Origin of the sequence: Methylomonas koyamae (assembly GCF_006483455.1) — a bacterium.
Lineage (GTDB): Bacteria > Pseudomonadota > Gammaproteobacteria > Methylococcales > Methylomonadaceae > Methylomonas > Methylomonas koyamae_B.
On the sequence record NZ_PPPU01000029.1, the window covers coordinates 80,368 to 104,453 of the forward strand.

General features: G+C 58.2%; 26 protein-coding genes. 16 read left to right on the forward strand and 10 right to left on the reverse strand.

The features are described 5' to 3' along the window. Positions 1-45: 45 nt before the first annotated feature. The 4 genes from C2U68_RS16010 (at position 46) to mtgA (ending at position 5,599) form a co-directional block, all read left to right on the forward strand. Positions 46-549, forward strand: a complete 504-nt coding sequence (locus tag C2U68_RS16010) for an RNA polymerase sigma factor (RefSeq protein ID WP_140913478.1) — start codon at positions 46-48, stop codon at positions 547-549. A gap of 133 nt (positions 550-682) precedes the next feature. Next, positions 683-1,642: a FecR family protein gene (locus C2U68_RS16015; RefSeq protein WP_140913479.1), complete on the forward strand. Its 960-nt coding sequence runs from the start codon at positions 683-685 to the stop codon at positions 1,640-1,642. Positions 1,643-1,759: 117 nt separating this feature from the next. After that, positions 1,760-4,192 carry a TonB-dependent siderophore receptor gene (locus tag C2U68_RS16020; protein ID WP_140913480.1) on the forward strand — a complete coding sequence of 811 codons (2,433 nt, stop codon included), beginning with the start codon at positions 1,760-1,762 and terminating at the stop codon, positions 4,190-4,192. A gap of 663 nt (positions 4,193-4,855) precedes the next feature. Then, a complete protein-coding gene (gene mtgA / locus C2U68_RS16025) occupies positions 4,856-5,599 on the forward strand; it encodes a monofunctional biosynthetic peptidoglycan transglycosylase (protein ID WP_140913481.1) in 744 nt (247 codons plus the stop codon). 12 nt (positions 5,600-5,611) lie between these two features. On the opposite strand, the gene yjgA is transcribed toward mtgA, so the two are convergent. The 5 genes from yjgA to C2U68_RS16050 are packed head-to-tail and all read right to left on the reverse strand — an operon-like array spanning position 5,612 to position 9,290. Continuing rightward, positions 5,612-6,274: a ribosome biogenesis factor YjgA gene (yjgA, locus tag C2U68_RS16030; protein ID WP_140913482.1), complete on the reverse strand. Its 663-nt coding sequence runs from the start codon at positions 6,272-6,274 to the stop codon at positions 5,612-5,614. Between the two features lies 1 nt (position 6,275). Next, entirely contained in the window at positions 6,276-6,458 is a 183-nt protein-coding gene (locus C2U68_RS16035) for a hypothetical protein (protein ID WP_140913483.1), read from the reverse strand. Positions 6,459-6,486: 28 nt separating this feature from the next. Continuing rightward, positions 6,487-7,074, reverse strand: coding sequence for a phosphoheptose isomerase (locus C2U68_RS16040; RefSeq protein WP_054763367.1), 588 nt, complete (start codon positions 7,072-7,074; stop codon positions 6,487-6,489). A 3-nt stretch (positions 7,075-7,077) separates the two neighbouring features. Beyond that, positions 7,078-7,446, reverse strand: coding sequence for a YraN family protein (locus C2U68_RS16045; RefSeq protein ID WP_140913484.1), 369 nt, complete (start codon positions 7,444-7,446; stop codon positions 7,078-7,080). Next, positions 7,446-9,290: a penicillin-binding protein activator gene (locus C2U68_RS16050; protein WP_140913485.1), complete on the reverse strand. Its 1,845-nt coding sequence runs from the start codon at positions 9,288-9,290 to the stop codon at positions 7,446-7,448. Before C2U68_RS16050 ends, C2U68_RS16045 begins: the two co-directional genes overlap by 1 nt. A 20-nt stretch (positions 9,291-9,310) precedes the next feature. On the opposite strand from C2U68_RS16050, the gene rsmI reads away from it, so the two are divergent. Beyond that, the gene (gene rsmI, locus C2U68_RS16055) at positions 9,311-10,162 is read left to right on the forward strand and encodes a 16S rRNA (cytidine(1402)-2'-O)-methyltransferase (protein WP_140913486.1); all 852 of its coding nucleotides are present in this window, start codon (positions 9,311-9,313) and stop codon (positions 10,160-10,162) included. 59 nt (positions 10,163-10,221) lie between these two features. Here the strand turns inward: rsmI and C2U68_RS16060 are convergent, their stop codons facing one another. The 3 genes from C2U68_RS16060 to C2U68_RS16070 are packed head-to-tail and all read right to left on the reverse strand — an operon-like array spanning position 10,222 to position 12,900. Beyond that, a complete protein-coding gene (locus C2U68_RS16060; protein WP_140913487.1) occupies positions 10,222-10,776 on the reverse strand; it encodes a DUF2058 domain-containing protein in 555 nt (184 codons plus the stop codon). Positions 10,777-10,829: 53 nt separating this feature from the next. Continuing rightward, positions 10,830-12,050 carry a hypothetical protein gene (locus C2U68_RS16065; protein ID WP_260839373.1) on the reverse strand — a complete coding sequence of 407 codons (1,221 nt, stop codon included), beginning with the start codon at positions 12,048-12,050 and terminating at the stop codon, positions 10,830-10,832. A 4-nt stretch (positions 12,051-12,054) separates the two neighbouring features. After that, positions 12,055-12,900, reverse strand: coding sequence for an outer membrane protein assembly factor BamD (locus C2U68_RS16070; RefSeq protein WP_140913488.1), 846 nt, complete (start codon positions 12,898-12,900; stop codon positions 12,055-12,057). Between the two features lie 83 nt (positions 12,901-12,983). On the opposite strand from C2U68_RS16070, the gene rluD reads away from it, so the two are divergent. The 3 genes from rluD to C2U68_RS16085 are packed head-to-tail and all read left to right on the forward strand — an operon-like array spanning position 12,984 to position 15,473. Continuing rightward, a complete protein-coding gene (gene rluD / locus C2U68_RS16075; protein WP_140913489.1) occupies positions 12,984-13,934 on the forward strand; it encodes a 23S rRNA pseudouridine(1911/1915/1917) synthase RluD in 951 nt (316 codons plus the stop codon). Next, the gene (gene pgeF / locus C2U68_RS16080) at positions 13,915-14,643 is read left to right on the forward strand and encodes a peptidoglycan editing factor PgeF (protein WP_140913490.1); all 729 of its coding nucleotides are present in this window, start codon (positions 13,915-13,917) and stop codon (positions 14,641-14,643) included. Before rluD ends, pgeF begins: the two co-directional genes overlap by 20 nt. Beyond that, entirely contained in the window at positions 14,640-15,473 is an 834-nt protein-coding gene (locus tag C2U68_RS16085) for a ZIP family metal transporter (RefSeq protein WP_140913491.1), read from the forward strand. Before pgeF ends, C2U68_RS16085 begins: the two co-directional genes overlap by 4 nt. 11 nt (positions 15,474-15,484) lie before the next feature. Here C2U68_RS16085 and C2U68_RS16090 read toward each other — a convergent pair whose 3' ends face one another. Continuing rightward, positions 15,485-16,072, reverse strand: coding sequence for a Uma2 family endonuclease (locus C2U68_RS16090; protein WP_140913492.1), 588 nt, complete (start codon positions 16,070-16,072; stop codon positions 15,485-15,487). A gap of 131 nt (positions 16,073-16,203) precedes the next feature. Here C2U68_RS16090 and C2U68_RS16095 point away from each other — a divergent pair, with 131 nt between their 5' ends. The 5 genes from C2U68_RS16095 (at position 16,204) to C2U68_RS16115 (ending at position 20,675) form a co-directional block, all read left to right on the forward strand. After that, positions 16,204-17,217 carry a helix-turn-helix transcriptional regulator gene (locus tag C2U68_RS16095; protein WP_140913493.1) on the forward strand — a complete coding sequence of 338 codons (1,014 nt, stop codon included), beginning with the start codon at positions 16,204-16,206 and terminating at the stop codon, positions 17,215-17,217. Positions 17,218-17,467: 250 nt separating this feature from the next. Continuing rightward, a complete protein-coding gene (locus C2U68_RS16100) occupies positions 17,468-18,754 on the forward strand; it encodes an NAD(P)H-binding protein (protein WP_140913494.1) in 1,287 nt (428 codons plus the stop codon). Continuing rightward, positions 18,751-19,224, forward strand: coding sequence for a DUF2269 family protein (locus C2U68_RS16105; protein WP_140913495.1), 474 nt, complete (start codon positions 18,751-18,753; stop codon positions 19,222-19,224). The genes C2U68_RS16100 and C2U68_RS16105 overlap by 4 nt, the downstream gene beginning before the upstream one ends. Before the next feature lie 3 nt (positions 19,225-19,227). Continuing rightward, positions 19,228-19,809: a DUF4166 domain-containing protein gene (locus C2U68_RS16110; protein WP_260839374.1), complete on the forward strand. Its 582-nt coding sequence runs from the start codon at positions 19,228-19,230 to the stop codon at positions 19,807-19,809. A 209-nt stretch (positions 19,810-20,018) separates the two neighbouring features. Beyond that, the gene (locus tag C2U68_RS16115) at positions 20,019-20,675 is read left to right on the forward strand and encodes a PEP-CTERM sorting domain-containing protein (RefSeq protein WP_140913496.1); all 657 of its coding nucleotides are present in this window, start codon (positions 20,019-20,021) and stop codon (positions 20,673-20,675) included. A gap of 49 nt (positions 20,676-20,724) precedes the next feature. On the opposite strand, the gene C2U68_RS16120 is transcribed toward C2U68_RS16115, so the two are convergent. Beyond that, a complete protein-coding gene (locus tag C2U68_RS16120) occupies positions 20,725-21,237 on the reverse strand; it encodes a septal ring lytic transglycosylase RlpA family protein (protein ID WP_140913497.1) in 513 nt (170 codons plus the stop codon). Between the two features lie 244 nt (positions 21,238-21,481). Here C2U68_RS16120 and C2U68_RS16125 point away from each other — a divergent pair, with 244 nt between their 5' ends. The 3 genes from C2U68_RS16125 (at position 21,482) to C2U68_RS16135 (ending at position 23,907) form a co-directional block, all read left to right on the forward strand. Then, positions 21,482-22,780, forward strand: coding sequence for an NAD(P)/FAD-dependent oxidoreductase (locus C2U68_RS16125; RefSeq protein ID WP_140913498.1), 1,299 nt, complete (start codon positions 21,482-21,484; stop codon positions 22,778-22,780). Positions 22,781-22,800: 20 nt separating this feature from the next. Further along, complete coding sequence (locus C2U68_RS16130) at positions 22,801-23,322, forward strand: YcxB family protein (RefSeq protein WP_140913499.1); 522 nt, start codon at positions 22,801-22,803, stop codon at positions 23,320-23,322. 111 nt (positions 23,323-23,433) lie between these two features. Next, positions 23,434-23,907: a hypothetical protein gene (locus C2U68_RS16135; protein WP_140913500.1), complete on the forward strand. Its 474-nt coding sequence runs from the start codon at positions 23,434-23,436 to the stop codon at positions 23,905-23,907. Positions 23,908-24,086 lie beyond the last annotated feature (179 nt).

The window sequence follows — 24,086 nt, forward strand, 5'->3', positions numbered from 1 at the left end:
ACGAGTTTTGGGTGCTTCCGGCCATCGCTTCGCTTGGCCGGGACCATGAGCACTATTCTTGATATTTCCGATCTGATCAAAACCTACGACGACGAATTGCGCCGAGTCATGTTCAGGCGTTGCGGCTGTTTGGACACGGCGGGCGACATCGTCCAGGAAACCTATCAGCGCATGCTGGCCGGCGACTTGTGGCGCCAGGCGGAGAATCCGCGCGCCTTGCTGCACCGAATCGCCGCCAATCTGGCGACCGATTACGAACGCCGCCGTCAGGTGCGCGAGCAGTATGCGCATTACGAAGACGGCGCAGAGGCCGATTCCGGCGTCGACAGTACGGCCGATCCGGAACAAATCAACGCCGCCCGCGAACGTTTGCACCGGCTGATTTCTGCGGTAGAACGGCTGCCGCCGAAATGCCGCACGGTGTTCGTCATGCGTAAATACGACGGCCTGAGCCATGCCGAGATCGCCGAGCGTTTGGGGATCTCGCGCAATATGGTCGAAAAGCATCTGCGCAACGCACTGGCGGCATTGCAGGACTGCGACGACTAGCGGCCTTCCTGTTTTTGCGCCAGCGCGCGTCCTATAATGGTAACGCTTCCACCATGATGCCGCCGATGAACATATCCGCTCCCCAACCGCTAGTGCGCGACCGCCTCCTGCAATCCCGGCGCGAGACTGCGCGATGAAAATCCCGGCATCGGTCAAGGCCGAGGCTCGCGCCTGGTGGGTCAAATTGGACGGCGCTAGCGGCGATCCCGCGCTGCTGGCCGAATTCGAGCGCTGGCTGGCCGCCGACGCCGCCCACGCGGAAGCCTATCGCCGGTTGCAGCAGTTGTGGAGCGATCTGGCGGAAGTGGAGTCGGGCTTGGTTCCGGTGGCGGCCGATTTGCCGCTCCAGCCGCCAAAACCGGTTTCGGCGAAAATCCGGCAGCGAGCCCGGTTACCGTTGGCGTTGGCGGCGAGTTTGGCACTGTGGTGGTTGAGCCCGTTGTCGCTGGGTTTGCGCGCCGACTTTCATACCGGTTTCGGCGAAGTGCGGGATATTGCCCTCAGCGACGGTTCCGCCGTGCATTTGAACGGCAACAGCGCGCTGCTAGTTCAATTCGGCGCCGGCCAGCGCAGATTGACGCTGCTGCGCGGCGAAGCACTGTTCGAAGTCAGTCCCGACCCGGCCAGACCGTTTCAAGTGCAGGCCGGCGACGGCCTAATCACGGCGTTGGGCACCGCATTCAATGTGCGTGTCGACGGCGACAATGTCGAGGTTGGCGTCACCGAGCACAGTGTCGCCCTCGACGTACAACGCGGCTCGGGCCGCCAGCACGGCGTGCTGGCGGAGGGCGAGCAGGCGATGTTTAGCCGGGAAGACGGGATAGGCCCGGCGAGCGCCGTCGACCAGCTGGCCGCCACGGCCTGGCGCCGCGGCAAGCTGGTATTCGAAAACCGGCCGCTCGGCGATGTCGTCGCCGAGTTGAACCGCTACCACCGCGGTTTGTTGCTGATCGGCGATGCGGCGCTCGCCGAACGCCGGGTCAGCGGCGTATTTCGTACCGACCAGCCGCTGGCAGTACTGGCCGCACTGGAATCTTCTCTACACATTCGTTCCTCCCGCCTCGGCGACTATTTGATTCTGCTACACCGGTAACCGGCGGCGTTTTCTGCGGCGGATTGCGGTTTTTTGCGTTTCCTCACCTCCTGTTTTCGGCTGCTAGTGCGTCAAAAGCAGTATCAGCCATCCGATAACAACCTTAGAGGGAAATGCATGATCGTTAGAACCACGAAGAGATGCGCCGGCCGCGGATTGAAAAACCAGGTTGCGGCTTGGGCGCTGGGGGTTGGCCTTGCGGCTTCGCTGGCCCACGCCGACAGTGCCGCCCGGCCGTTCGACATACCGGCAGGCGCCTTGGCAACGGCCCTGAACCGGCTGGCCGAAAGCGCCGGCCTGCAACTGGTTTATGATGCCTCGATCGCCGCAGGCCTGAGCAGCCGGCCGCTGCGCGGCAGTTACACACCGGAAGCGGCGCTGCAACTCTTGCTGCGCGATAGCGGTTTGAGTTACCGCATTGCCGAAAACGGCAACGTGGTGATCGAAAAACAGACTTTGAATTACCGGCCGGACCCGGCCGCATTGCCGGCGGTCAACGTGGTCGGTAACAGAGCTTACGATCCGAACAATCCGTTCAACCAGCTATATGCGGTGCCGAACGCGTCCACCGCGACCAAGACCAATATTGCGGTCATGGATACGCCGGTGTCGATTCAAGTCGTGCCCCGCGCGATTTTGAACGACCAGCAGGCGGTCCGGTTCGAGGATGCCGTGATCAATAACGTCAGCGGCGTGCAACGCGCCTACGGTACCGCCGATATGTACGAAAGCTTTATCGTCCGCGGTTTCGACTCCGGCGAACAAAACTACCGTAACGGCTTTCGGCGCTCGATGGGTAAATTCGACGTATCGAACATGGAGCAAATCGAAGTGCTGAAAGGTCCGGCGGCGGTTCTGTACGGCCGCTTGCAGCCCGGCGGCATGGTTAATTACGTGACCAAAAAGCCGTTAGCCACGCCGTATTACGCGCTACAGCAGCAATTCGGCTCGTTCAGTGAATTCCGGACCACCGTCGATGCCACCGGGCCGCTGGATAGTGCAAAAACCCTGCTCTACCGCTTTAACGGCGCCTACGACAGCGGCGAGTCGTTTCGTGACATCGTCGATCACGAACGCATATTCATCGCACCGTCGCTGACCTGGCGGCCGAACGACCGCTTCGAGGCCAACCTGGATATCGAAAAGCGTCACGACAACTATATGGACGATTACGGCGTGCCGGTGCTGGACAACAGGCCGGTGGTGGGCCGGCGCAATTTGTTCACTGGCGATCCGGCGTTTCGGCCGCGCCAGGACAATACCCTGGTTTACGCCGACTGGAGCTTCAAATTCAACGACGATTGGGCGATCAAGCATAAATTCCAGTGGGACGAAACCGATATCGTCTTCGGCGGGCCGGGACCGAATGGCAAGCTGAATGCGGACGGCCGTACCTTGGGGCGCTGGGTCATTACCGGGACCTCCGAGCGCCGTTCTTATTCGACCAGTCTGGATTTGACCGGCAAATTCGAGACCTACGGCCTGAAACACAATGTGTTGGTCGGCGGCGACTGGTTTTTCTTCAACCAGGACGCACCGGACAATATGTTCGCGTCCAGCGATTGGGGCGATCCGATCAATTCGACCTTCGATATCGACAACCCGCGCTATGACACGATCGATGTCGCCGCAGTCAACGCAATCCGGCCCAACTGGTTCTGGCGCGAGCGCGACGATTGGTACGGCGTCTATTTTCAGGACCAGATCACGCTCTGGGACAAATTACACATCATGGGCGGCGGCCGCTACGACATGGCCGGTTACGGCGGCTTCGGCGGTACTTCCTGGGAAGCCACCAAGGACGGCTTCAGCATGCGCCACGAGGACAAATTCACGTCGCGGGTCGGCATCCTGTACCAGCCGTGGGACTGGTTGTCGGTCTACGGCAATTACGTCGAATCCTTCGGCAGTAACAACGGCCGTAATGGCTTGACCGGCGGTAGCTTTCAGCCGCAATCGGCCGAGCAGTACGAAATCGGCTTCAAGACCGAGCTGTTCGATAAACGCTTGTCGTCCACCGTGGCTTACTACCACCTGAAAAAAACCAATATGCTGACCGCCGACCTCAGCACGCCCGATCCGTTGGACCAGGTGGCGATCGGCGAAGCGCGCAGCCAGGGCATCGAGGTCGATATCAAAGGCCAACTCAGCGATAACTTCAGTCTGGTCGCGACCTATGCCTATACCGACGGCCGGGTTACCAAAGACAACAACGGCACGGAAGGCAATCGTCTGTTGAACGTGCCCGAGCATCAAGCCAGCCTGTGGGGAAGCTACCAATTTACCGAGCATTTCAAGGCCGGCCTGGGCGGCGTAGTGGTCGGCAAACGCGAGGGCGACACCGCCAATAGCTTTCAGTTGCCCGGTTACACCCGGCTGGACGCGATGGCGGCTTATGTGCAGCCGATCGGTAAAACCCGCCTGACCGCGCAGGTCAATGTCTATAACTTGCTGGACAAGGAATATTTCACCGGCTCTACTTCATGGATACCGACGGCCAACGTCGGCGCGCCGATTTCGGCGATGGGCTCATTGAAGCTGGAATACTAAGTCGTTCCCAGCCTTCCTCATTGCCGTTTCCGTAGTGGCGGGGGCGGCACTTTTTTCCGCGCCACGGCTGTAAGCCTGCAACACACCGGCGCAAGGCCTGACGCTGCTTAGCCGGCTGACAATGGGATTGGACCGCGGAGGCGTTTTTCGGTGCGGTTTGCACCAGATTGAAGACCAAATTTGGCTCGGCGTGGGGCCGAATGAATCAGAAAAGAGACCATCCTTGCCTGGATAGAAGTGTTTCGTCCACGCTTCTATCCAGGTATTCCCTGGCGTCGTTGTTTTCCATGTTCACGGGGGAGAGAACTTAACATCCTTGATGCCGCAATTTATATAACACTATTCGTGCCAGTTTTGTTTGTGCTTGATTTTCTGTGTGGCCGGCGGATCGGAAGCACGTAAATCAATCTAATCTATGTTAAATGCCATAAATAACGCCAAAATTCAGGCGATTTGCCACACTTCTCTGCGCTCGGTCTGCTTGGTCGCGCCCTGGCGGCTGCGGATCGCCGCAACGGCGACCGAATTTGTTGCACTTTTTTGGTGCCGGTGCGCTGTTTCGGATTGTCGGAAGGGAAAGCGCATGTGCGCTGTGCCGACCGGGATTCGCTATGCCACTGAATCGTGGATAATACCCAGCCTGTTGATTATCTGGCATCGCTTGTGAACCACTTTCGTCATCCGGCACGCTATCGCTTTCCGTCTCCACGCCGGTCCAAGCCGACTCTCAGTTGGCCCAGGCGCTTGAAACGTCTGGCAAGTGTCGCAGTGTGGTGCTTTTTGGCCAGTTCCCTGTTGCTGGTCGCGGCGCTAAGGGTTTTGCCGGCGCCGACTTCGGCCTTCATGCTGCACCAGCATATCGACGATCTGGCCGAAGGCAGGGCTTATCGGCCGATCAATCAGCATTGGGTCGGCCGCGAGCGGATTTCGGCGCATGCCTTTCATGCCGTGATCGCCTCTGAGGATCAGTTGTTCTACCAGCATAACGGCTTCGACGTCGATGCGATCGGCAAAGCCTTTCAGCAATATTTACGCGGCGGCAAATTGCGCGGCGCCAGCACGATTAGCCAGCAAGTGGCGAAAAACCTGTTTCTGAGCCCGGCGAAACACTTCGTGCGCAAGGGCTTGGAGATCTGGTTTACCGTACTGATAGAGGCGCTGTGGGACAAACAGCGGATTTTGGAGGTGTATCTGAACATCGCCGAATTCGGCGATCACCTGTTCGGTATCGAGGCTGCCAGCCGGCATTACTTCGGTATTCCGGCCCGGCAGTTGTCGGCGGCGCAAGCGGCATTGCTGGCCGCCACGCTGCCGAATCCGATCTTGCTCAAGGCCGACCAACCCAGCGCTTATGTGCTGAAACGGCAGAGCTGGATTCTCGGCCAGATGCGAAACTTGACCGACTGAGAGATCGGTGGATCAGTCCGAATCGTCTTCCTGCTCTGCCGCGTCGGCTGCGGCGGAATGGCCGGTGTCGCTGATCAATTGTTTCAGGTATTTGTAGAGCAGGCGCGCCGACTTCGGCGGTTTGGCGTCCTTGGCTTCTTTCAGCGCGTTGCGTTGCAGTTGGCGCAGATGCTGGGTATCGGCCTCCGGAAATTCGGACACTAACTGCGTTAACGCGGCGTTGCCGGCTTCGCTCAGCAGTTGGTCGCGCCAGCGCTCGGCCTGGTGGTGTTCGCGCACGCCGTGGGCGCTGCGGTTTTTCAAGCGCGCCAGCTTTTCCCGGATCGCGTCGACATCCAATTCGCGCATCTGACCGGTGATGTACTTTAACAGGCGCTTTTTCGCCGCATTGCGGCCCATCTTGCCGGCGTCGCATAGCGCTTTCTCGATGTTCTCCGGCAATTCGAACTCGGCGATGTGGGCCGGTGCCAACGCACTGATTTCTTCCGCCATGGCGAAAATCGCCGCAATCTCTTTTTTGATGCGGGTCTTGTTGGGGCGGACCGCGTAATATTCGACTTCGTCCTCTTCCTCGACTTCGTCGTCGTAGGCAAATTGGGTGCGGTCGTCGTAGCCGTCGTCCTCGAAATCGTCTTCGTCTTCGAATTCTGCGTCGTCGTAATCTTCGTGTTTCATGTCAAACCATCGATATTAAAAACAGGACGAACATTGCCACCGCAAGCAGCGGCACGATCACCCCCGGCCAATCGGACGGACTGTTTTTGCTGCGCTCTATCGCGGCTTTGACGCCGGGTCGCATCCAGAACAGGATCAGCAGGGCCAAGAGACCCAGCAGCAGATTTTCCCAGGGTGATTCCATAACGTGTTCGCCAGTCGGGTCCTGCGGCTTAGCCGCCGAATAATTGGTGGTCGATCAAATCGCACAGGCAGTGCGAGATCAGTAAATGCACTTCCTGAATCCTGGCCGTCGAATCGGACGGCACCCGGATCTCGATATCGGTCTCGTTCAACACGCCGGCCAGAGCGCCGCCGTCCTTCCCGCTCAAGGCGATGACGGTCATGTCGCGATCATGGGCGACTTTGACGGCCTTGACGATATTGCCGGAATTGCCGCTGCTGGTGTAGACCAGCAGGATGTCGCCGGCCTGACCCAGCGCCCGCAATTGTTTGGCGAACACTTCGTCGTAGTGGTAATCGTTGGCGATGGAAGTGATGGTCGAGGTGTCGGTGGTCAAGGCGATCGCCGGTAGCGCCGGCCGTTCGCGTTCGAAGCGGTTCAGCATTTCCGAGGAAAAGTGCTGGGCGTCGCCGGCCGAGCCGCCGTTACCGCAGGTCAGCACTTTCCGGTCGTTGACCAAGGCTTCGACGATTTTCTGCGAGGCGAATTCGATCAGTTCGCACAAGCTGGCCATCGCATTTTGCTTGGTTTGAATACTGTCGGAAAAATGGGCGATGATGCGGTCTTGTAAGCTCATAGTTCAGGTTTGAAACGCGTTTTTGATCCAATTGAGGCGGTTATCGCCGGAGATTGCCACGACATCGAAACGGATCGCGCAATGGCTCAGGTTGTTGATTATGACATAGTGTTGCGTGGCCGCGACGATGCGCGCCTGCTTTTGCGCGGTAATACTGGCCAACGCGCCGCCGAATTGCTCCGATTTGCGGTAGCGGACTTCGACGATGACCAGCACGGCGCCGTCGCGCATCACCAGATCCAGCTCGCCGTGCTTGCAGCGGAAATTGCTGCAGACCAGTTGCAGGCCTTGTTGTTGCAGGTGGGTGGCCGCCCTTTGTTCGGCGCCGGCGCCTTTTTGCAGATGGGCCGGTTTGGGTTTGCCGAACAGCATTATTCGAGGTAAGCGGCCGCAGCCGGTACCCCGGCCTTGAATTCGGCACAGGCCAATTTGCGGGTAATGCGGTTTTCGCCGTTTAAAGATAAACGGCCGGTAGCGCCGGGATAAGACGCGGTACCCAGTTGGCCTAATTGACCCAATACGTTGAAGGCATCGACACCCAGCGCCACCAGTTTGATTTGGCTGTCGCTCAGGCCTTGCCAGGCGCTTTGCAACGCCTGCTGGCTGAGCGGTCCGCCGTAGACCTCGCCGAACAGCCAGGGTACATCGCAAAACGTGATTTTGCCCAAATCGGTATCTTTGGCCGGATTGGGGCGGCCGCTGTAGATGTTGGGCATCGCGTAAACCGCAAGCTCGCTGCTTTGGCTATAGCGCAGTTGCGGCGCAATCTCCCGCGCCTGTTCCGGTCCGGCGCTGATGAATACGGCCAAAGTCTGTTTCGCGCCGGCAGTATTCACGCTCGGCGCCAGCAGGGCTTTGACCACGGCGCTGAAGTCGCGCGATTTCGGATCGTAACTCTGTACCCCAAGTACGGCGCCGCCGGCCGCTTGCCAGGCCGACATCAGATAATGGCGGATACGTTGGCCTTGCGGCGTTTCCGGGGTCAACAGCACGGCGTTCTGCAAACCGTCGCGGCGAGCTTTCAATACCAACTGTTCGGCGTCGTCGATCGGGCTCAGGCCGAATTGGTAGAGGTTGGCTTTACTCAGGTTCTCGACATGGTTCAAGGCCAGCACCGGCACGCTCAGGTCGCCGCTGTCGGCCAGGGTCTGAATCTGCTCCTTCACCAACGGGCCGATCACCTGTTTGGCGCCGTCGGCGACGGCTTGTTTGTAGAGCGCGACGATGTCGCCGCTGTCGCTGTCGTAATATTTCAAGGCCGGTTGCGGCGCGGCACTGGCCGCCAGGCGATAGGCGGTGGCCAGGCCGTTTCTGATCGCCTTGCCGGCCGTCGCATACTGGCCGGAATTGGGCAGCAGTACCGCGATCAGCGGGCCGCTGGCCGCAGTCGCCGCCGGTTGCGGCGTTTGCTGGTCCGGCTCGGGCGCGGCTTCTGCGGCGACGGCCGGCGCGCCGTTCAGATAGGCTTGCAGGTAGTCGGCATTGGCCGGATGGCCGGGAAAGGTTTGCTTCCATTGCTGGATTTGGCCGGCGCTATCGAAGCCCGGCATATTGCGCTGTTTCAGAATTTTGGCCAGCGCCATCCAGCCGCTCAGTTCGTCGGCGACCGAGGCGGTCGTGCTCAGGGTTTCGCTCGGCAATACGCTGAGGGCGTCGAGAATGGCGATGATGTTCTGCTTTTGCCGGTCGCGGTCGGTCAACAGCCGGCCCAGCTTCAACCGCATCCGCACGCCGGCCAGCACATCGCCGAGCAATGACTGGGCAAAAGCCATCGACTGGTAATAGGCGATCTGGTCCGTTTCCGCCAGCACCGCCGGCCTTACCCCTTCCAATTTGCGCACCGCGGTTTCGGCATCGCCCATGCTCAGCGCAATCTGGCCGTCGATCAGTTTGTATTTACTGGTTTGTTCCGGATTGAGTTCGGCCGGGTTGACTGCGTCCAGGGCCTGGCGGGCGCCGGCACTGTCGCCGGCTTGCAGGCGGGTATCGGCATCCAGCAATCGCACTCCGCTGCGGCTGTCTTGCAAGCGGTAGCTGCGCGCGGCAGCCGAGGCTTCCGCCGGTTTCGGCCGTTTGGCGCTGGCCGGCGGCTTGACTTCGAATTGCGGTTTGCGGGCCGGCGGTTCCCCGGCACAGGCGCTGAGCAGCAGCAGGCCGAAAAAACAGCAGCTCGGCAAGCGACGCGGCATAATGGCGCCCAGTTTAGATGCGGACATGAGAGGGCCTGGAAAAACAAATGTACGGAAAATTATACGTGGTTGCCACGCCGATAGGTAATCTGGCCGATTTCAGCTTCCGGGCCTTGGAAGTATTGAAACAAGTGGATCTGATCGCCGCCGAAGACACCCGGCATGTCAAGATGTTGCTTTCGCATTACGGTGTCAACAAGCCGCTGACCTCCTTGCACCAACACAACGAGGACAAAGCCTCGCAAGGGCTGGTGGAGCGGATGCAGCAGGGTCAATCCGTCGCGCTGGTTTCCGACGCCGGCACGCCGATCATCAGCGATCCGGGGCTGCCGCTGGTCAAACTGGCCCGCCAGCACGGCATCGAGGTAACGCCGATACCGGGTGCCTGCGCCTTGATCGCCGCATTGTCGGTGGCCGGGTTGCCGACCAGTCGTTTCAGTTTCGAGGGTTTTCTGCCGCGCACCGGCTCGGCCCGGCGCGAATTTTTTCGAGACAAGCTGGCCGACGAATCGACCTGGGCCTTTTACGAGTCCAGCCACCGGATTCAGGCGGCGCTGGAGGACATGTTGAGCGTGTTTCCGGTAGACCATCGCATTGTCGTGGCGCGCGAAATTACCAAACTGCACGAAACCATCGCCGACGGTGGCTTGAGCGAGGTGTTGGCGCGAGTGCAAGCCGACGAAAATATGCGCAAAGGCGAGTTCGTCGTCGTGGTTGCCGGGAGCCCGCCGGCGGAAAAATCCGATTTGATCAGCGACGAAGAGCGGCGAATATTGGCGTTGTTGCTGCAGGAATGTTCGATCAAAACTGCTGTGGCGCTGGCGGTGGAGATCACCGGCCAGCGCAAGAAGCCGCTATATCAGGCGGCATTGGCGATGCAGGGCGAAAGCAGCGACTGACAGTCGGCTCAGTTATAGCGGCCGCTGGGGGCGGGCGATGTCGCTTCTCGGCTAGCGGGCTACCACATCAAATCGTCCGGAATCTGATACGCCGCGTAAGGGTCGTCTTCCACGGCAATGTCGTGGTTGGCGTCATTCAACACTACCACGCTGGTCGCATCGCGTTGCTGGATTTTTCGCGCCACTTCGGCCGGGACGATTTCGTAACGGTTTTCCGTTTTGGCAATGCCGGCCCGGCCGCTGCTCAAGGCGTCGCGGACTTTTTCAGAGACGTACAGGGTTTTGACTTTGTTGACGTCGGTAAAGTTATAGGCCACGCCGTTGGCGTCCTGGGCGATGCGGTTCAAGTCGACGATTTGCTTGATCTGCGCCGCCAACGCTTTCTGTTCTTCGGCCAGCTTGCGTTGCCGGTTCAATTCCCGGTCGCGTTCGGCCTGTTGCTGGCGCAATTGTTCCGCGCTCAGTTTCACTTCGTCGACAATCTCGACGCCGTTATTGCGCTCCAGTTTGGTTTGCTTGCGCTTTTCGGCTTTGACCTGCTTTAGTTTGGCGTCGTTGGACAGGCCGGATTTCAACAGTTGTTCTTGCAGCGACAAGGTTTGCGGTTTTTTCATGGCTAACGGGCGGAAATGGACTGGAAAAACGCCGGCAGCATAGCACAAAGCGCTTATTGGCCCAGCATCTTGCCGGTGGCGTATTGCCACCAATTCAGCGGCTTGGTCAGCGGCCGATCGCAGTGGTCGTAGCCCTGGTATTCGATGCCGCGGAAAATATCGTCGCGCAGCCAGCGGTAAGCGGCCGGCGCGCTTTGTTGCAGGCGTTCCGGAATCAACACGTATTGCGCGACCAGTTCCGCCAGCTTTTCCTGGGTGTTGCCGTCGTAGCGGCCCTGATTGACTTCACCCAGATACTCGAACGCTTCGAACCATTTCGACGGCCACAGCGCCAACTGGGCTTCGGCGATGATTTTCATGATCTCGGCGTCGTTGGAAATCTTGTGGTACTTGTAAAAGAAGTAGAGGTCGTCCTCGCCGTTCCAGAAATGAAAATTGTCGATGGTATGGGCGATCTCGTGCACCACGATCGGCAGCCGGAAATCGACCAGGTACTCCACGCCGATGTCGCGGTAGCTGCCGCCTTCCTTGCCCTTGTCGAAGGCCTTGACGGTAAACACGATCAGATTCTGGCCGCTGAACACCTGGGCCACGGTCTGCGAGCGAAAACCGATGCCGGGCACCAGCGTCAGAGGATGGGTGTGGTCCTGCCAGATGCTGTTTTTGTAATCTTCCTGAAACGCGTCGCGGATCAGTTGCTGCATCGCCGTGGGCTTGTCGGCGATTTCCTGTTCCAGTTTTTCCACCGGCTTGGCCTTGCTGATGCTTTGCCGCAGAAAGGCCGGAATCTTGCGGATGGCTTTTTCGAAGATGCGTAAATGGTCGACGGAGAAGCGCTTCACTTCGTAGCGATAGTCGTCGCTGTGCTTGACCACGGTTTTGGTATCGTAAAACAAGGCCAGCGCCCGCCAGGCGGCTTCGCGGTCACCCCAGTATTTTTCCAGCACGCACAGCTCGCCGGCGGCGTTACCGGTGCAGTCTTCGCGGTAATCGGCCAGGTCGTCCAGGTGGTCCTGGTTTTTATGGTCGGTCAATACTGCGACGGCCTGGCTGCGCAGGCCGGGATGTTCGGCTTCGTAGAACCGGATGATGTCGGCCAGCGCCGCGGTCGGGGTGTATTGCTGTTGGCTGGTCGCGCACAACAGTTCGTTGGTTTGCGACAGCGGGAAGAAGCGGTTTTGAAACAACGGCGGCGGCGCTGCGCCGCCGCCGGCAGCGTAACCGAGCAACAAGCCCAGCCCGCCGCATCGGATTAAAACGGATAAAGCGCTCAACCGCTTATTGGTCCAGGCCCATCGCATCCCAAAGTTTTTGAATTGCGCCTTCGTCCTTGTAGTTGCCTTGCGGCGCACCGTTCGGGTAGTTCAGTTTGAACACGCGCTCGGCGTCGGTGGCCAGTTCATCCATGCCTAATTGGCGATAGCCGTCCTGCATGATTTGCAGCGCGAACGGTACTGCCGGGGTACGCTGATATTCCTTGACGATGTAATTGGCGCGGTTGACGGCGGCGATGTAGGCTTTGCGCCGCATGTAGTAATCGGCAACGTGGACTTCGTACATCGCCATGTTGTTGCGCAGCGCGACCATGCGCAGCTTGGCGTCGGCGGCGTATTCGCTATTCGGATAGCGGCGGATCAGTTCCTGGAAGTTGTCGTAAGCGTCTTTGGCCGGGCCGGGATCGCGTTGCGAGGAGTCGGTCGGCAAAAAGCGGTCGATAAAGCCGATGCCGCGGTTATAGTTGATCAAGCCTTTCAGATAATAGGCGTAATCGACTTTCGGATTGCGAGGATGGATCTTGATGAAGCGGTCGGCGGCGGCAATCGCGGCTTCCGGATCGTCGTTCTTGTAGTAAGCGTAAGCGACGTTGAGTTGGGCTTGGGCGGCGTAGTCGCCGAACGGGTAGCGCGATTCCAGCGCTTCGTACAGCGTCACCGCCTTTGAGTAGTTTTTGTTGTCCAGCGCTTCCTTGGCTTTTTCATGGAAGGTTTTGTCGTCCCAGCCGGCGTATTCCTCTTCCTTCTCGCTGGACGAGCCCTTGCCGGAAAATGCTTCCAAGGTTTCGCACGCCGGCAACAGCACAATCAGGCTGGCGGCGAAAACGGTTTTTACTAAAACTAATCGCATACGTTTATCAACACGTTGTAATATTGTTGGTTTTTTGCGGCATTTGGCAGCATTTGGGCCGCGAGTATAACTTAAAAACGACTATGACGATATTGACGGCAAGGGTTCCCGAGGAACTGGCGGGTATGCGGCTGGACCAGTGTTTGGCCGAGGTGTTCCCCGATTATTCGCGCAGTAAATTGCAAACCTGGATCAAGGCCGGCCGGGTGCTGGTGGACGGCGAGGTCATGAAGGGCCGCGAAAAGCTGGACGGCGGCGAAGAAATCGAACTCGACGCGGAAGCCGAGCGGGTTATCGAATATGCCGCCCAGGAAATTCCGTTAGACATCAAATACGAAGACGCCTCGCTGCTGATCGTCAACAAGCCGGCCGGCCTGGTCGTGCACCCGGCGGTGGGCAATTGGGACGGCACGCTGGTCAACGCCTTGCTGAACCATGCGCCGCAACTGGAAACTCTGCCCCGCGCCGGCATCGTGCATCGGATCGACAAGGACACCAGCGGCTTGCTGATGGTGGCCAAGACCTTGCAAGCGCATAACAGCCTGGTCGAACAACTGCAGGAACGCACCATTCACCGCGAATACCTGGCTTTGGTCAAAGGCTGGATGACCGCTGGCGGCACCGTCAACGCGCCAATCGGCCGCCATCCGGTGGACCGCAAACGCAACGCAGTGCGGCGCGACGGTAAGGAAGCGATTACCCATTACCGGCTGGAGCAGCGCTTCAAACGCCACACCTTGATCCGCTGCAAACTGGAAACCGGCCGCACCCACCAGATCCGGGTGCATATGGCCCATATCAATTACCCCTTGGTCGGCGATCCGGTCTATGGCGGCCGCTTTCAAATGCCGGCCGATTGCGGCCCGGCCTTGGCCGAAGCGCTACGCAATTTCAAGCGCCAGGCCCTGCATGCGGCCAAGCTGGGGCTGGAGCACCCGGAAACCGGCGACTATTGCGAATGGGAGCAAGAGCTGCCGGAGGACATGGCCAATCTGATCAAGTTACTGGGCGAAAATGAACTGGATCAAGCCTGATTGGTCGTTGCCGGCCAATGTGCGGGCGGCAGTCACTTTGCGTAGCGGCGGCGTCAGCATCGGCAGCTACGCCAGCCTGAATCCGGCCGGCCACGTCAACGACGATCCGCAACATGTGCAACGTAACCGGCAGATCATCCGCGAGCTGCTGGATTTGCCGGCCGAACCGGTCTGGTTGCAACAGGTGCACGGCATCGATGCGGTCAAGGCCGACCAAGTGCAGGGCCTAGCGACCGCCGACGCCAGCTATACCGACCGAAGCGGAGTGGTCTGCGCGGTGTTGACCGCCGATTGCCTGCCGGTATTGTTTTGCGGCGACGGCGGCGAAAAAATCGCCGCGGCGCATGCCGGTTGGCGCGGCTTGCGGGCCGGCGTGATCGGCCAGACCCTGCACGGCATGGCTTGCCGCGAGGTCTCGGTCTGGCTGGGGCCGGCGATCGGTCCGCAGCATTTCGAAGTCGGTGCCGAGGTGCGCGAGGCGTTTTTGGCCGACGACGCCCGCCACGCGTCAGCGTTCACCGCCCATGGCCCCGGCAAATGGCTGGCCGATATTTACCAACTGGCGCGCCGGCAACTGGCCGGGCTGGGCGTGGAGCGGGTGTTCGGCGGCGATTATTGCACCGTGGCCGATCCGGCCCGATTTTACTCCTACCGCCGCGACGGTGCCGCCACGGGCCGCATGGCCAGTTTGATCTGGAGAGTTTCTTGAGCGTATTGCTGTTTATCGTTTTGTTTACCGCATTGGGCGGGGTTTTGAGCGTACTGGCGGCAGCCGTGTTTTTGCTGTTGCCGGAAGCTCAGCAAAAAAACGTGTTACCGCACGGCATCAGCTTCGCCATCGGCGCGTTGTTGACCGGGGCATTTTGCGGCTTGATCCCGCATGCCTTCGAGGAAGTACAGCCGCAACAATTATCGACGCTGTCGGCGACCATCCTGGCCGGCATTCTCGGTTTTTTCGTGTTGGAAAAACTGCTGGTCTGGCGCCACTGCCATTCCAACGCCTGCGAGGCGCACGGCGAAGATTCTCACGACCACCACCACCATGGCCACAGCCACGGCGCTCAAGCCGGCCACCGGCCGGCCGGCATGTTCATCATCCTCGGCGACGGCATTCATAATTTCGTCGACGGCGTGTTGATCGGTGCAGCGTTTCTGACCGACGTCCAGCTCGGCATCGTCACCAGCCTGGCCGTGGCCGCCCACGAAATTCCGCAGGAAGTCGGCGATTTCGCGATTCTGCTGCACAGCGGCTACCGCCGCGGCGAGGCCTTGTTTTACAACATCCTGGCCAGTCTGGCCACGGTGATCGGCGGTGTGCTGGCCTATTTCAGCCTCGGCGATTTGCACGACGTCCTGCCTTATTTTTTGACGCTGGCCGCGTCGAGCTTTATCTATATCGCCGTGGCCGATCTGATTCCGTCTTTACATCAAAAGACCGACATCAAAACCTCGCTGCAGCAGATCGGTTTTATCCTGGCCGGCGTCGTATTGATTCTGGTGATGCAGGGGATTGCCCACCGGTTCGAGGGCGTCGCTTAGTCATTCTTGGTTTAAGTCGAGGCGGCTGACGTTGCCGGTTCGCCAAATTCGACGCCTTCATAAATCTCCTTGACCGGCAATTCGAACCCGACCGATTCGAACCTGACCTGCTCGCCAGCTTGGTAAAGCTGCAAATCCCATTGTTCGCTACGGCGGTAACATTCGACGCGTTGCGTGTCTTGGGCGACCAGGACGTATTCTTCCAGGCTTTCCAGCTTTCGGTAATGGTGGAATTTCTCGGCCCGGTCGTAGCGTTCGGTCGCGTCGGACAAGACTTCGATGATCAGTTTCGGCCGGCTGTTGTAATGTTCTGCCGTATCCGCCGCCGAACAGGTCACGTGCAGATCCGGGTAGAAGAAACAGTCGTCGCTGGCGGTTTGGACGCGGACTTTCATTTCTCCGGAATGCACACGGCAAGGTGTACCGCGTAAATGGTGATGCAAAAAGGCAATCAGATTCGTCGCAACGGTATCGTGAGCGCGTTTAACGCCAACCATCGCATAAACTTCGCCGTTGATATATTCGTGCTTGATGTCGCTGAGCAACTCGCCTTGCAGGTAGTCCGCAACGCTCAGGTGTAATTTTTCCGCTAAAGCCATAGCCGTTTCCGCTGAATTGGATCGAGCGATTGTAGCGGCTAACACCGGCCGGCGGTAGTCCGGACCGATCTGCAAATGGCGGATCGGCCGATAGCCGCTAAACTCTGGATTTTGCGATTTCGGCGGTTTTGATGCAGATTGCAGCCCTGTTAAGTATCGGATTCTCGTTCGGCGCAGCCCTGCTGCTGGTTGCCGGCAATTTGTTGCAAAGCCGTGAGTCTCTATTTTGGCCTGCGCGATGTGCCGGATTCGTGCTGATTGCCGGTTTGGTCGCGATCCAAACTGCGCACCTGGCTTGGCTGACTCAGGCTTTCGATGTTCTGCATGCGGCGGCTTATTGGGTAGCGCTTTATCTGGTCGCTCCCAGTTTTTACTTCTTCAGCCGGCATCTGCTGCAGGCCGACGTGCAATACCGTTGGCGAGATCTGTTGCACGCCTCGCCGTTGCCGTTCTGCCCCTTATTGCCGCAACCGCTCGCAGTGCCCGGCGCATTTTTGCTGGGCAGCGCGTATTTGATCTGGCTGGCACATGCCGTGTACCGCTTGCGTGCGGAACGCCGGCGGTTTCGGCTGGAACTGGTCGCGCTCGCAACCTTGTTCGCGATTGCGGTTGCCGTATTGGTGTTGGGATTCATCTGGCCGCTGTTAGCGACGGCCGATTTCATCCAGGCCTACAGCATATTGGTCGGCCTGGCGTTTTTTGCCGTGACGCTGACCTTGTTGCGTTTCCCGGCGATTACCGCCGACGTGGCGGAGGCCGTGCAGGCGGCGTACGCCGAATCGACCTTGAAAAACGTGGATAAACCGAAGAAGCTGGCCGAGCTGGAGCGCTTGATGCGGCAAGACAAACTCTATCGGCTGGATACCTTGAATCTGGCCTTGCTGGCCGAGCAATTGACGTTGAGCCAGCACCAATTGTCGGAACTGATCAATACCGAATTTCGCCAGGGCTTTTCCCGCTATATCCGCGAACAGCGCATCGAAGACGCCAAACAGCTGCTCGTCACCGAACCGGAGGCGTCGGTATTGTCGATCGGGCTGACGGTGGGGTTTAGCACACAATCCAATTTTTATGCCGCATTTCGGGAAATTGTCGGCATGGCGCCGGGGCAGTACCGGAAAGTTCACTCGACACCGCCTTCCTGAATCCAGCAAGAACTCCGTTTTTATCATTTTGTAAGACGATAACCTGTTGTAATTGATAGGTTTAATTTTAACGCGGAATTTTTTATTCCAGTCCTATCACTCCGGAAGTTACGGCCTTTGGCTCGGCTTAAGCTGAGCCCGCCCTCAACTTTTGGAGCAAAGCCATGAATTTTTCACTGAGCAATTGGTGTTTACCTCGCCTGCGGCTGGTCTGTCCGCCAATTTCAGAACCGGTGCGCGGGAGGCGGTTATGAACATCCTGTTAACCGGCGCGACCGGGTTTATCGGCCGTGCGATTGCGCTGGCGTTATTGGAGCAGGGGCACCGCGTCACGGCGTGCTGCCGGCGGCCGCAGCGTTTGCGGCTTGAAAGTCCGCTGCTGACGCCGCTGGCGCTGGATATTGCCGAGGCTGACCAAATCGAAAACTGGTTACCGCAGTTGCAAGGCATCGATGCGATCGTCAATTGCGTCGGCATCATCGCCCCCGGTCCGCGGCAAAGTTTTCAGCAATTACATAACCAAAGTCCCATTGCACTATTTCGGGCCGGCGCCATGGCCGGCGTTAGCAAGATCGTGCAACTCTCGGCCTTAGGTGTCGACGATCAGGCCGCCTCGGCGTACCACTTGAGCAAGAAAGCCGCCGACGATGCATTGCGCGAACTGCCCTTGGATTGGTTTGTGTTGCAACCGTCGCTGGTTTACGGCCCCGGCGGCCGCAGCCATGCCTTATTCCAGGCCTTGGCGGCCCTGCCGGTGCATCTGTTACCGGATGGCGGCATGCAGATGCTGCAACCGATATACGTCGACGATGTCGCCGCCGCGGTATGCCGCTGCCTGCAACCCTACTGCGGCGGGCGGCGAACGATCGCGTTGGTCGGCCCGGAACCCATCAGTTACGCCGATTGGCTGCAAGCCCTCAGGCTGCGTCTGGGTAAATCCCGAGCCGGCGCATGGCACCTGCCGCAACGCTACGCGGCGATTGGCGCCGGCTTTGGCCGCGCATTGGCGGAACCGATACTGAGCCGGGACAACCTGGCGATGTTGCAACGCGGTAGCACAGCCGATCCGGCGCCGTTGATCGAGCTATTGGGCCGGCCGCCGCGGAGTGCAAAGCGGATATTCGCCGAAGATGCGTCTCAAGCTGAACGCTGGCATGCCAATTTGTACTTTTTGCGGCCATTGCTGGGCTGGAGCATTGCCTTGGTCTGGCTGTGGAGCGGCATCACCTCGCTATTTTTCTATCCGCATCAGGCCAGCTACGCCTTGCTGGCGGCGACCGGCATCAGCGGCATCGCCGCGCCGCTGATGCTATACGGTTTGGCGGCGCTGGACATCGCAATGGGTTTGATGACCCTGGCGCGGATACGCTTACCCGCACTGTTGCTGTGCCAGTTTTATATCGTGCTGGGATATAGCCTGGTGGTGGCCTGGCGGCTACCGGAGTTCGTGTTCCATCCGTTCGGGCCGTTATTGAAAAATCTAACGTTTTTAATGTGTTTGCTGGTTTACCGGATCTTGGAAGGAGAGCGGCCATGACTTATTTGACCTTGAAATTGATTCACATCTTGAGCGCAATCGTGTTGTTCGGCCTGGGTTCCGGCACGGTGTTCTACAAAGTGATGGCCGACAAAACCGGCGATCATGCGGCGATTGCCGTTACCAGCAAGCACGTGGTGCTGGCGGACTGGTGGTTCACCACACCGACCGTCATCATTCAGCCGCTGACCGGCGTGTTGCTGGCCGAGCAGTTATCGACCTCGTTCGGCGAAGGTTGGTTGTGGTGGACGGTGTTGCTGTATCTGCTCACCGGCTTGTGCTGGCTGCCGGTCGTGGTGTTGCAAATCCGGATGCGCGATATCGCCGCCGATTCGCTGGCTCAAGGCCGGCCGTTGCCGTCGATCTACCACTATTACGCCAAAATCTGGTTATGGCTGGGAGTGCCGGCGTTTTTCGGCATGATCGGCATCACCACACTGATGGTGTTTCACAATTCGCTGTGGAGTTGAGCCATGTTTAAACCATTGATGCAACAGGTGTTAGGTAACGATTGGCAACAATTGCCGGAAGCGATTCAACGCCATTACCGGATCGGCGATGGCGAACGAAGCGGATTGGCCGGCACGATGCAGATCGGCTATCCGGCTTACCTGTTTCCGTTAATCTGGCTAATCCATCTGTTCAGCGGCTTATTGTTGTGGTCGGCGTCGGCGGCGCATGCCGAAGTGGATAAAACCGCGGATGCCGCTGGGCTAAGCTGGCGGCGCAGGCTGGATTACCCGGACGGCCGCAGCGATTGCTTCAATTCGCGGATGGTTTATGTCGCCAAAAACGAATTGGCCGAATACATCGGCTTCGGTTTCGGCCTGTGCTTGCGGGTCACGGTCGAAAACGGCGATTTGGTCTACCGCAGCCTGGGCCACTTCTGGCAATGCGGCAATTGGGTCGTGCCGATCCCTGACTGGTTATTATTGGGCTCGGCAACGATCAGGGAGCATGCCACCGCAGCCGACCGATTTTATTTGGACTTCGAAATCCGCCATCCGTGGTGGGGCCTTACTTATTGGTATCGGGGTACGTTTGTCTACCGTTGATTTGTCGCCGGTTTGAACTTCCGGCTCTTGCCGGGAATTAACGTTAGAGCGACGCCGGGTTTGGTTTCCATTGCCTTGCGAATTCAGAACGGCGCGCTCCCTCCCGGCAACTTCATGCCGAAACCGATAAACCAGTCAGACCTATGGGCGATTCGCGGGTTAGCGTCGGTCGCCGCATTCGATTGATATTCACCAAAGAGGACGGAAATATGAGATTGACAACTGTAAAACGACTAGTGGCCGCAGTGATGTTCAGCGCTTCGGCACTGGCACAAGCCAGTGTAGTGAACGATGCCACCGGCGACTATCTGGCCGGATATGCCGGCAGTAAGGCCGGCGATTTGGATGTGGTTAGCGCATCGGTCACTTACAACCCGCAAACCGATGTGTTTCATTTCGAAAGCACCTTTGCCGCTGCAATCGGCACTTCCCCCGGCGGCCTTTACGTATTGGGTTTCGACCGCTGCGCCGGCACCGGCCGCTTTGCGGCGAGCGGTCTGCCGAATGTATTGTTCGACTCGGTAGTCGTGATCAATACCAACGGCAGCGGCGCGGTGAATCTGTTAGTGCCGCAACCGGTCGTTTCGACGCCGTTCGCAGCAGGTACGGCCGTAATCGACGGCGCTAAATTGAGTCTGGATATCTTGGGCAGTTGGCTGCCGTCCGCCGGTTTCAGTAAGTCCGGATATACCTGGAACCTGTGGCCGCGGGACGGTTCGCAACCGGCCGGTTTCGGCCAGATTTCCGACTTCGCGCCGGATAGCGTGAATGCCGCGGTGCAGGTCGTGCCGCTGCCGGGAGCGGTCTGGCTATTCGGTTCGGCGCTTGCCGGTTTTATCGCAGCCCGGCGACGAGTGTTCCGCTAACCGCCTTGATTAACCGCTACCGCGCGGTTATGTTTCGACTTCGCCCCGCTCAGCGCGAGCCGGGCGAGGCATCCAGAATTTCCACCGACACTTGCGCCAAGCCGTTAACGCCGATGCGTTTGGCGGCGCCGTGCGATAAGTCGATCAAGCGATCGGCGACGAACGGGCCGCGGTCGTTGACCGTGACATCGATATGGCGGCCGTTTGCCAGATTGGTGACCCTAACTTTGGACGGTATCGGCAGCGTCTTGTGGGCGGCGGTCAGGCCGTTGGGTTTGAAACGGTTGCCGTTGGCGGTGCGGTCGCCCGATTCGGCGCCGTACCAGGACGCCAGCCCGACTTCCCGGTAACCGTGCCGGCTCAGCAACGGAAAATAAGTTTTGCCTTTTACCGTGTAAGGCTGGTTATACAGCGCCTGATCGCGGTAAGACGGTAATTGTGCCTGCGAATCCGAAGGCGGCAGCGGCGGTTCGGAGGCGCATCCGGCCAGTAATACTATCGAAGCCAGTAGCCTCAGCGGCAGATATTTCGAAGCCATGTCGTAATTTAAGTGGTTGAACATAGTCGGTCCTTTTCCAAAGGACTCGGCGGCATGGTCGTTTGCCAAACTTAACGGTTTATTAAAAACTCGTGCCGTCCGCATGGGCTGGAACGCTACTCCTGCGTCGGCGCGCGGCGCAGTCCGTCAAAATCGGCCAGCCGGGATGCGATTGGTTATAATGCCGCGAGCTAGGGAATTCAAAATAATGCAGGGACAGCGCATTCTGTAACTGGTTAAGGCCGGGCATCACTCGTGGGGGAACAGCATGGCGGAAAAACACAAGATATTGATCGTCGGCGGTGGCGCGGCCGGTTTGGAATTGGCCACGGAACTGGGGCAAAAGCTCGGTAAAGTCGGCAAGGCCGAAATTACCTTACTTGACGCCGCATCGACTCATATCTGGAAGCCTTTATTGCACGAGGTGGCCTCAGGTACGTTGGCCGAAGCCGAAGAAATCGAGTACATGGCTCAGGCGCACAGCAATCATTTCCGTTTCCTGTTCGGCAAAATGGAAGCGTTAAATCGGGCAAACAAGGAAATCATCGTCAGCTCGATTACCAATAAGCAAGGCGAAGAGATCATTCCGCAACGCCGGTTCAAGTACGACACGCTGGTAATGGCGGTCGGCAGCGTCAGCAATACATTCGGCATTAAGGGCGTCGATAAATATTGTCGATTCATCGATACCACCAAGGAAGCTTTCCGTTTCCAGAAACAGTTGGTGGAAACCTACTACGTGCAGTCCTACGCCAACCAGAGTCGTCAGCGCGACAAGCCGTTGTCTATCGTGATTATTGGCGCCGGGGCGACGGGGGTGGAATTGTCCGCCGAGCTGCACCACGTGACCAAATTACTGGCCACTTACGGCTTAGAGGGGTCGATAGACGTCAACATCACCATCATCGAAGCCGCCACCCAGTTGTTACCGGCGTTGCCGCCGCGCTTGTCGCAGGCTACCCAAGAGCAACTGATCAAACTCGGTATTCAGCTGAAACTGGGCCGTAAAGTTACCGAAGTGACCGAAACCGAGGTGCACACCTACGACGGCGAAGTGTTCGAAGCGGATTTAAAAGTCTGGGCGGCCGGCATCAAGGCGCCGGACTGGATGAAAAACCTGGACGGCCTGGAAACCAACCACATCAATCAATTGGTGGTCGACCAAACCCTGCAAACCAGCGATCCGGATATCTTTGCGATCGGCGATTGCGCCGCCTGCGAATGGGTCGGCCATGGCGGCAACGTGCCGCCGCGCGCCCAATCCGCCCATCAAATGGCATCGGCCGTCGCCAAGAGCATCGTCAATCGCCTGAAAGGCAAACCGGGCGTCAAATTCGTCTACCGCGACTACGGCTCGCTGGTGTCGCTGGGCAAATTCAGCACCGTCGGCAGCCTGATGGGCAGTTTGATGGGCACCGTCAGCGTCGGCGGTTTCATCGCCTACATGGTGTATCTGTCCTTGTACAAAATGCACCAGGTAGCGATCCACGGCTATTTCCGCACCGCGATGCTGACCTTGTCGAACCTGTTCCGGCGCAGCACCCACGCCAAAATGAAAATGCATTAATCCCTTAACCGAGCTTATCCATGTTAGATATCGAATACGAATTCCGCGAAGAAGATCTGGTCCATTTCAACGAACTGCGCCTGAAAAGCGACCCGGAAATGCAGAAAAAAATCCGCCAGAACCGCATCTTCGCGCCGGGCGTGATGATGGCGATTGCGCTGTTTTACTACGTGTATTACGTGGACATGAAAACCACCGCCTACATCACGGTGTTGGCGCTGGCCTGGGCAATTGCCTCGCCGTTTATCATGAAGATCGACATGCGCCGGCAGTTTTTCAACAAATACACCGAAGCGGAGAAAAAAGCCCTGTTCGGCATGCACCATTTGACGATCGAACCGGAATTCCTGCAGGAACGCGCCCCCGGCGGCAAAAGCAAAACCCCGTGGAAAGACATGCTGCGGGTCGAAAAGCACAAGGATTACGTCTACATCTACGTCGATATCGACGCAGCCATCGTCATTCCGCGCGCCACGGTCAAGAAAGGCGATTTGAAAGCGTTCGCCAAGCAGGTTGAGGGGATGATTGAGAGGGCCGGGTGAGTTTTACTGGCGGTTATTTTATTGGTGGCATGTCGTATATTCCGCATACTTGGGCGATATACAGAAACTCTTTAATTACTTGTTGGGTGACATCAATTTGAGGGCCGGATAGTGAAGATACTTACCTTTGATGCAAGCCTCTCCCACAACTCGAAATTGCGATACGAGAAGATCACCGAGAGTGATCTATCGTTAATTCGCCAATTTGGAATCAAAGATTGGAACGGCAAGGAATTTGATGAAACTATCTTGCTTAAGTACGGTAATTGGGTAGTCAATGAAGACAAGAGCGTGATTTTCAAAGCTCTGGGTGGTGGGTCATTTGAGATCCCCGAGATGTATGTCCTTATCTACGAAGAGGCTAAGGTACATTTGGAGTGTGGTGGAGGCGGACATCAAGCTCAGAGATACGTAAAGAATGACGACCAGATTTATGACACAACAGTTTTCGTGTCACGCATTCGCATTCCGCCCGAGCTAGCTGGTGAGCAGGACTCTGTATTGGCGTTAGTAGTAGATGCCTTTGCAGTTTGGTCTCGTAGGTCGTCGTCATCGGGAAAGCTAACTGTCGAATTCAACTTGTGATCATTTGTGTGCTGCAATTTGCGTTCGTCATCTACCAATGAAGTCCAGTAGGGTGGGCGCGGTTTTTGTGCCCACGCGGCATTGGGACTATTCCTCTTATCCGCGGACAGAAAAGCTTTGTCCGCCACTTTCAAGGCTTTAACGCGTGGGCACTAGCGTACCCACCCTTATATCTCGAT

Coding starts and splice junctions, on each gene's coding strand:
- C2U68_RS16115 (WP_140913496.1), top strand. CDS start 20,019: ATGAGATTGACAACTGTAAAACGACTAGTGGCCGCAGTGATGTTCAGC.
- C2U68_RS16095 (WP_140913493.1), top strand. CDS start 16,204: ATGCAGATTGCAGCCCTGTTAAGTATCGGATTCTCGTTCGGCGCAGCC.
- C2U68_RS16035 (WP_140913483.1), bottom strand. CDS start 6,458: ATGGAATCACCCTGGGAAAATCTGCTGCTGGGTCTCTTGGCCCTGCTG.
- C2U68_RS16090 (WP_140913492.1), bottom strand. CDS start 16,072: ATGGCTTTAGCGGAAAAATTACACCTGAGCGTTGCGGACTACCTGCAA.
- C2U68_RS16010 (WP_140913478.1), top strand. CDS start 46: ATGAGCACTATTCTTGATATTTCCGATCTGATCAAAACCTACGACGAC.
- C2U68_RS16125 (WP_140913498.1), top strand. CDS start 21,482: ATGGCGGAAAAACACAAGATATTGATCGTCGGCGGTGGCGCGGCCGGT.
- C2U68_RS16120 (WP_140913497.1), bottom strand. CDS start 21,237: ATGTTCAACCACTTAAATTACGACATGGCTTCGAAATATCTGCCGCTG.
- rsmI (WP_140913486.1), top strand. CDS start 9,311: ATGTACGGAAAATTATACGTGGTTGCCACGCCGATAGGTAATCTGGCC.
- C2U68_RS16070 (WP_140913488.1), bottom strand. CDS start 12,900: ATGCGATTAGTTTTAGTAAAAACCGTTTTCGCCGCCAGCCTGATTGTG.
- C2U68_RS16100 (WP_140913494.1), top strand. CDS start 17,468: ATGAACATCCTGTTAACCGGCGCGACCGGGTTTATCGGCCGTGCGATT.
- C2U68_RS16015 (WP_140913479.1), top strand. CDS start 683: ATGAAAATCCCGGCATCGGTCAAGGCCGAGGCTCGCGCCTGGTGGGTC.
- C2U68_RS16130 (WP_140913499.1), top strand. CDS start 22,801: ATGTTAGATATCGAATACGAATTCCGCGAAGAAGATCTGGTCCATTTC.
- C2U68_RS16020 (WP_140913480.1), top strand. CDS start 1,760: ATGATCGTTAGAACCACGAAGAGATGCGCCGGCCGCGGATTGAAAAAC.
- C2U68_RS16105 (WP_140913495.1), top strand. CDS start 18,751: ATGACTTATTTGACCTTGAAATTGATTCACATCTTGAGCGCAATCGTG.
- C2U68_RS16110 (WP_260839374.1), top strand. CDS start 19,228: ATGTTTAAACCATTGATGCAACAGGTGTTAGGTAACGATTGGCAACAA.
- C2U68_RS16060 (WP_140913487.1), bottom strand. CDS start 10,776: ATGAAAAAACCGCAAACCTTGTCGCTGCAAGAACAACTGTTGAAATCC.
- C2U68_RS16040 (WP_054763367.1), bottom strand. CDS start 7,074: ATGAGCTTACAAGACCGCATCATCGCCCATTTTTCCGACAGTATTCAA.
- rluD (WP_140913489.1), top strand. CDS start 12,984: ATGACGATATTGACGGCAAGGGTTCCCGAGGAACTGGCGGGTATGCGG.
- pgeF (WP_140913490.1), top strand. CDS start 13,915: ATGAACTGGATCAAGCCTGATTGGTCGTTGCCGGCCAATGTGCGGGCG.
- C2U68_RS16045 (WP_140913484.1), bottom strand. CDS start 7,446: ATGCTGTTCGGCAAACCCAAACCGGCCCATCTGCAAAAAGGCGCCGGC.
- C2U68_RS16050 (WP_140913485.1), bottom strand. CDS start 9,290: ATGTCCGCATCTAAACTGGGCGCCATTATGCCGCGTCGCTTGCCGAGC.
- yjgA (WP_140913482.1), bottom strand. CDS start 6,274: ATGAAACACGAAGATTACGACGACGCAGAATTCGAAGACGAAGACGAT.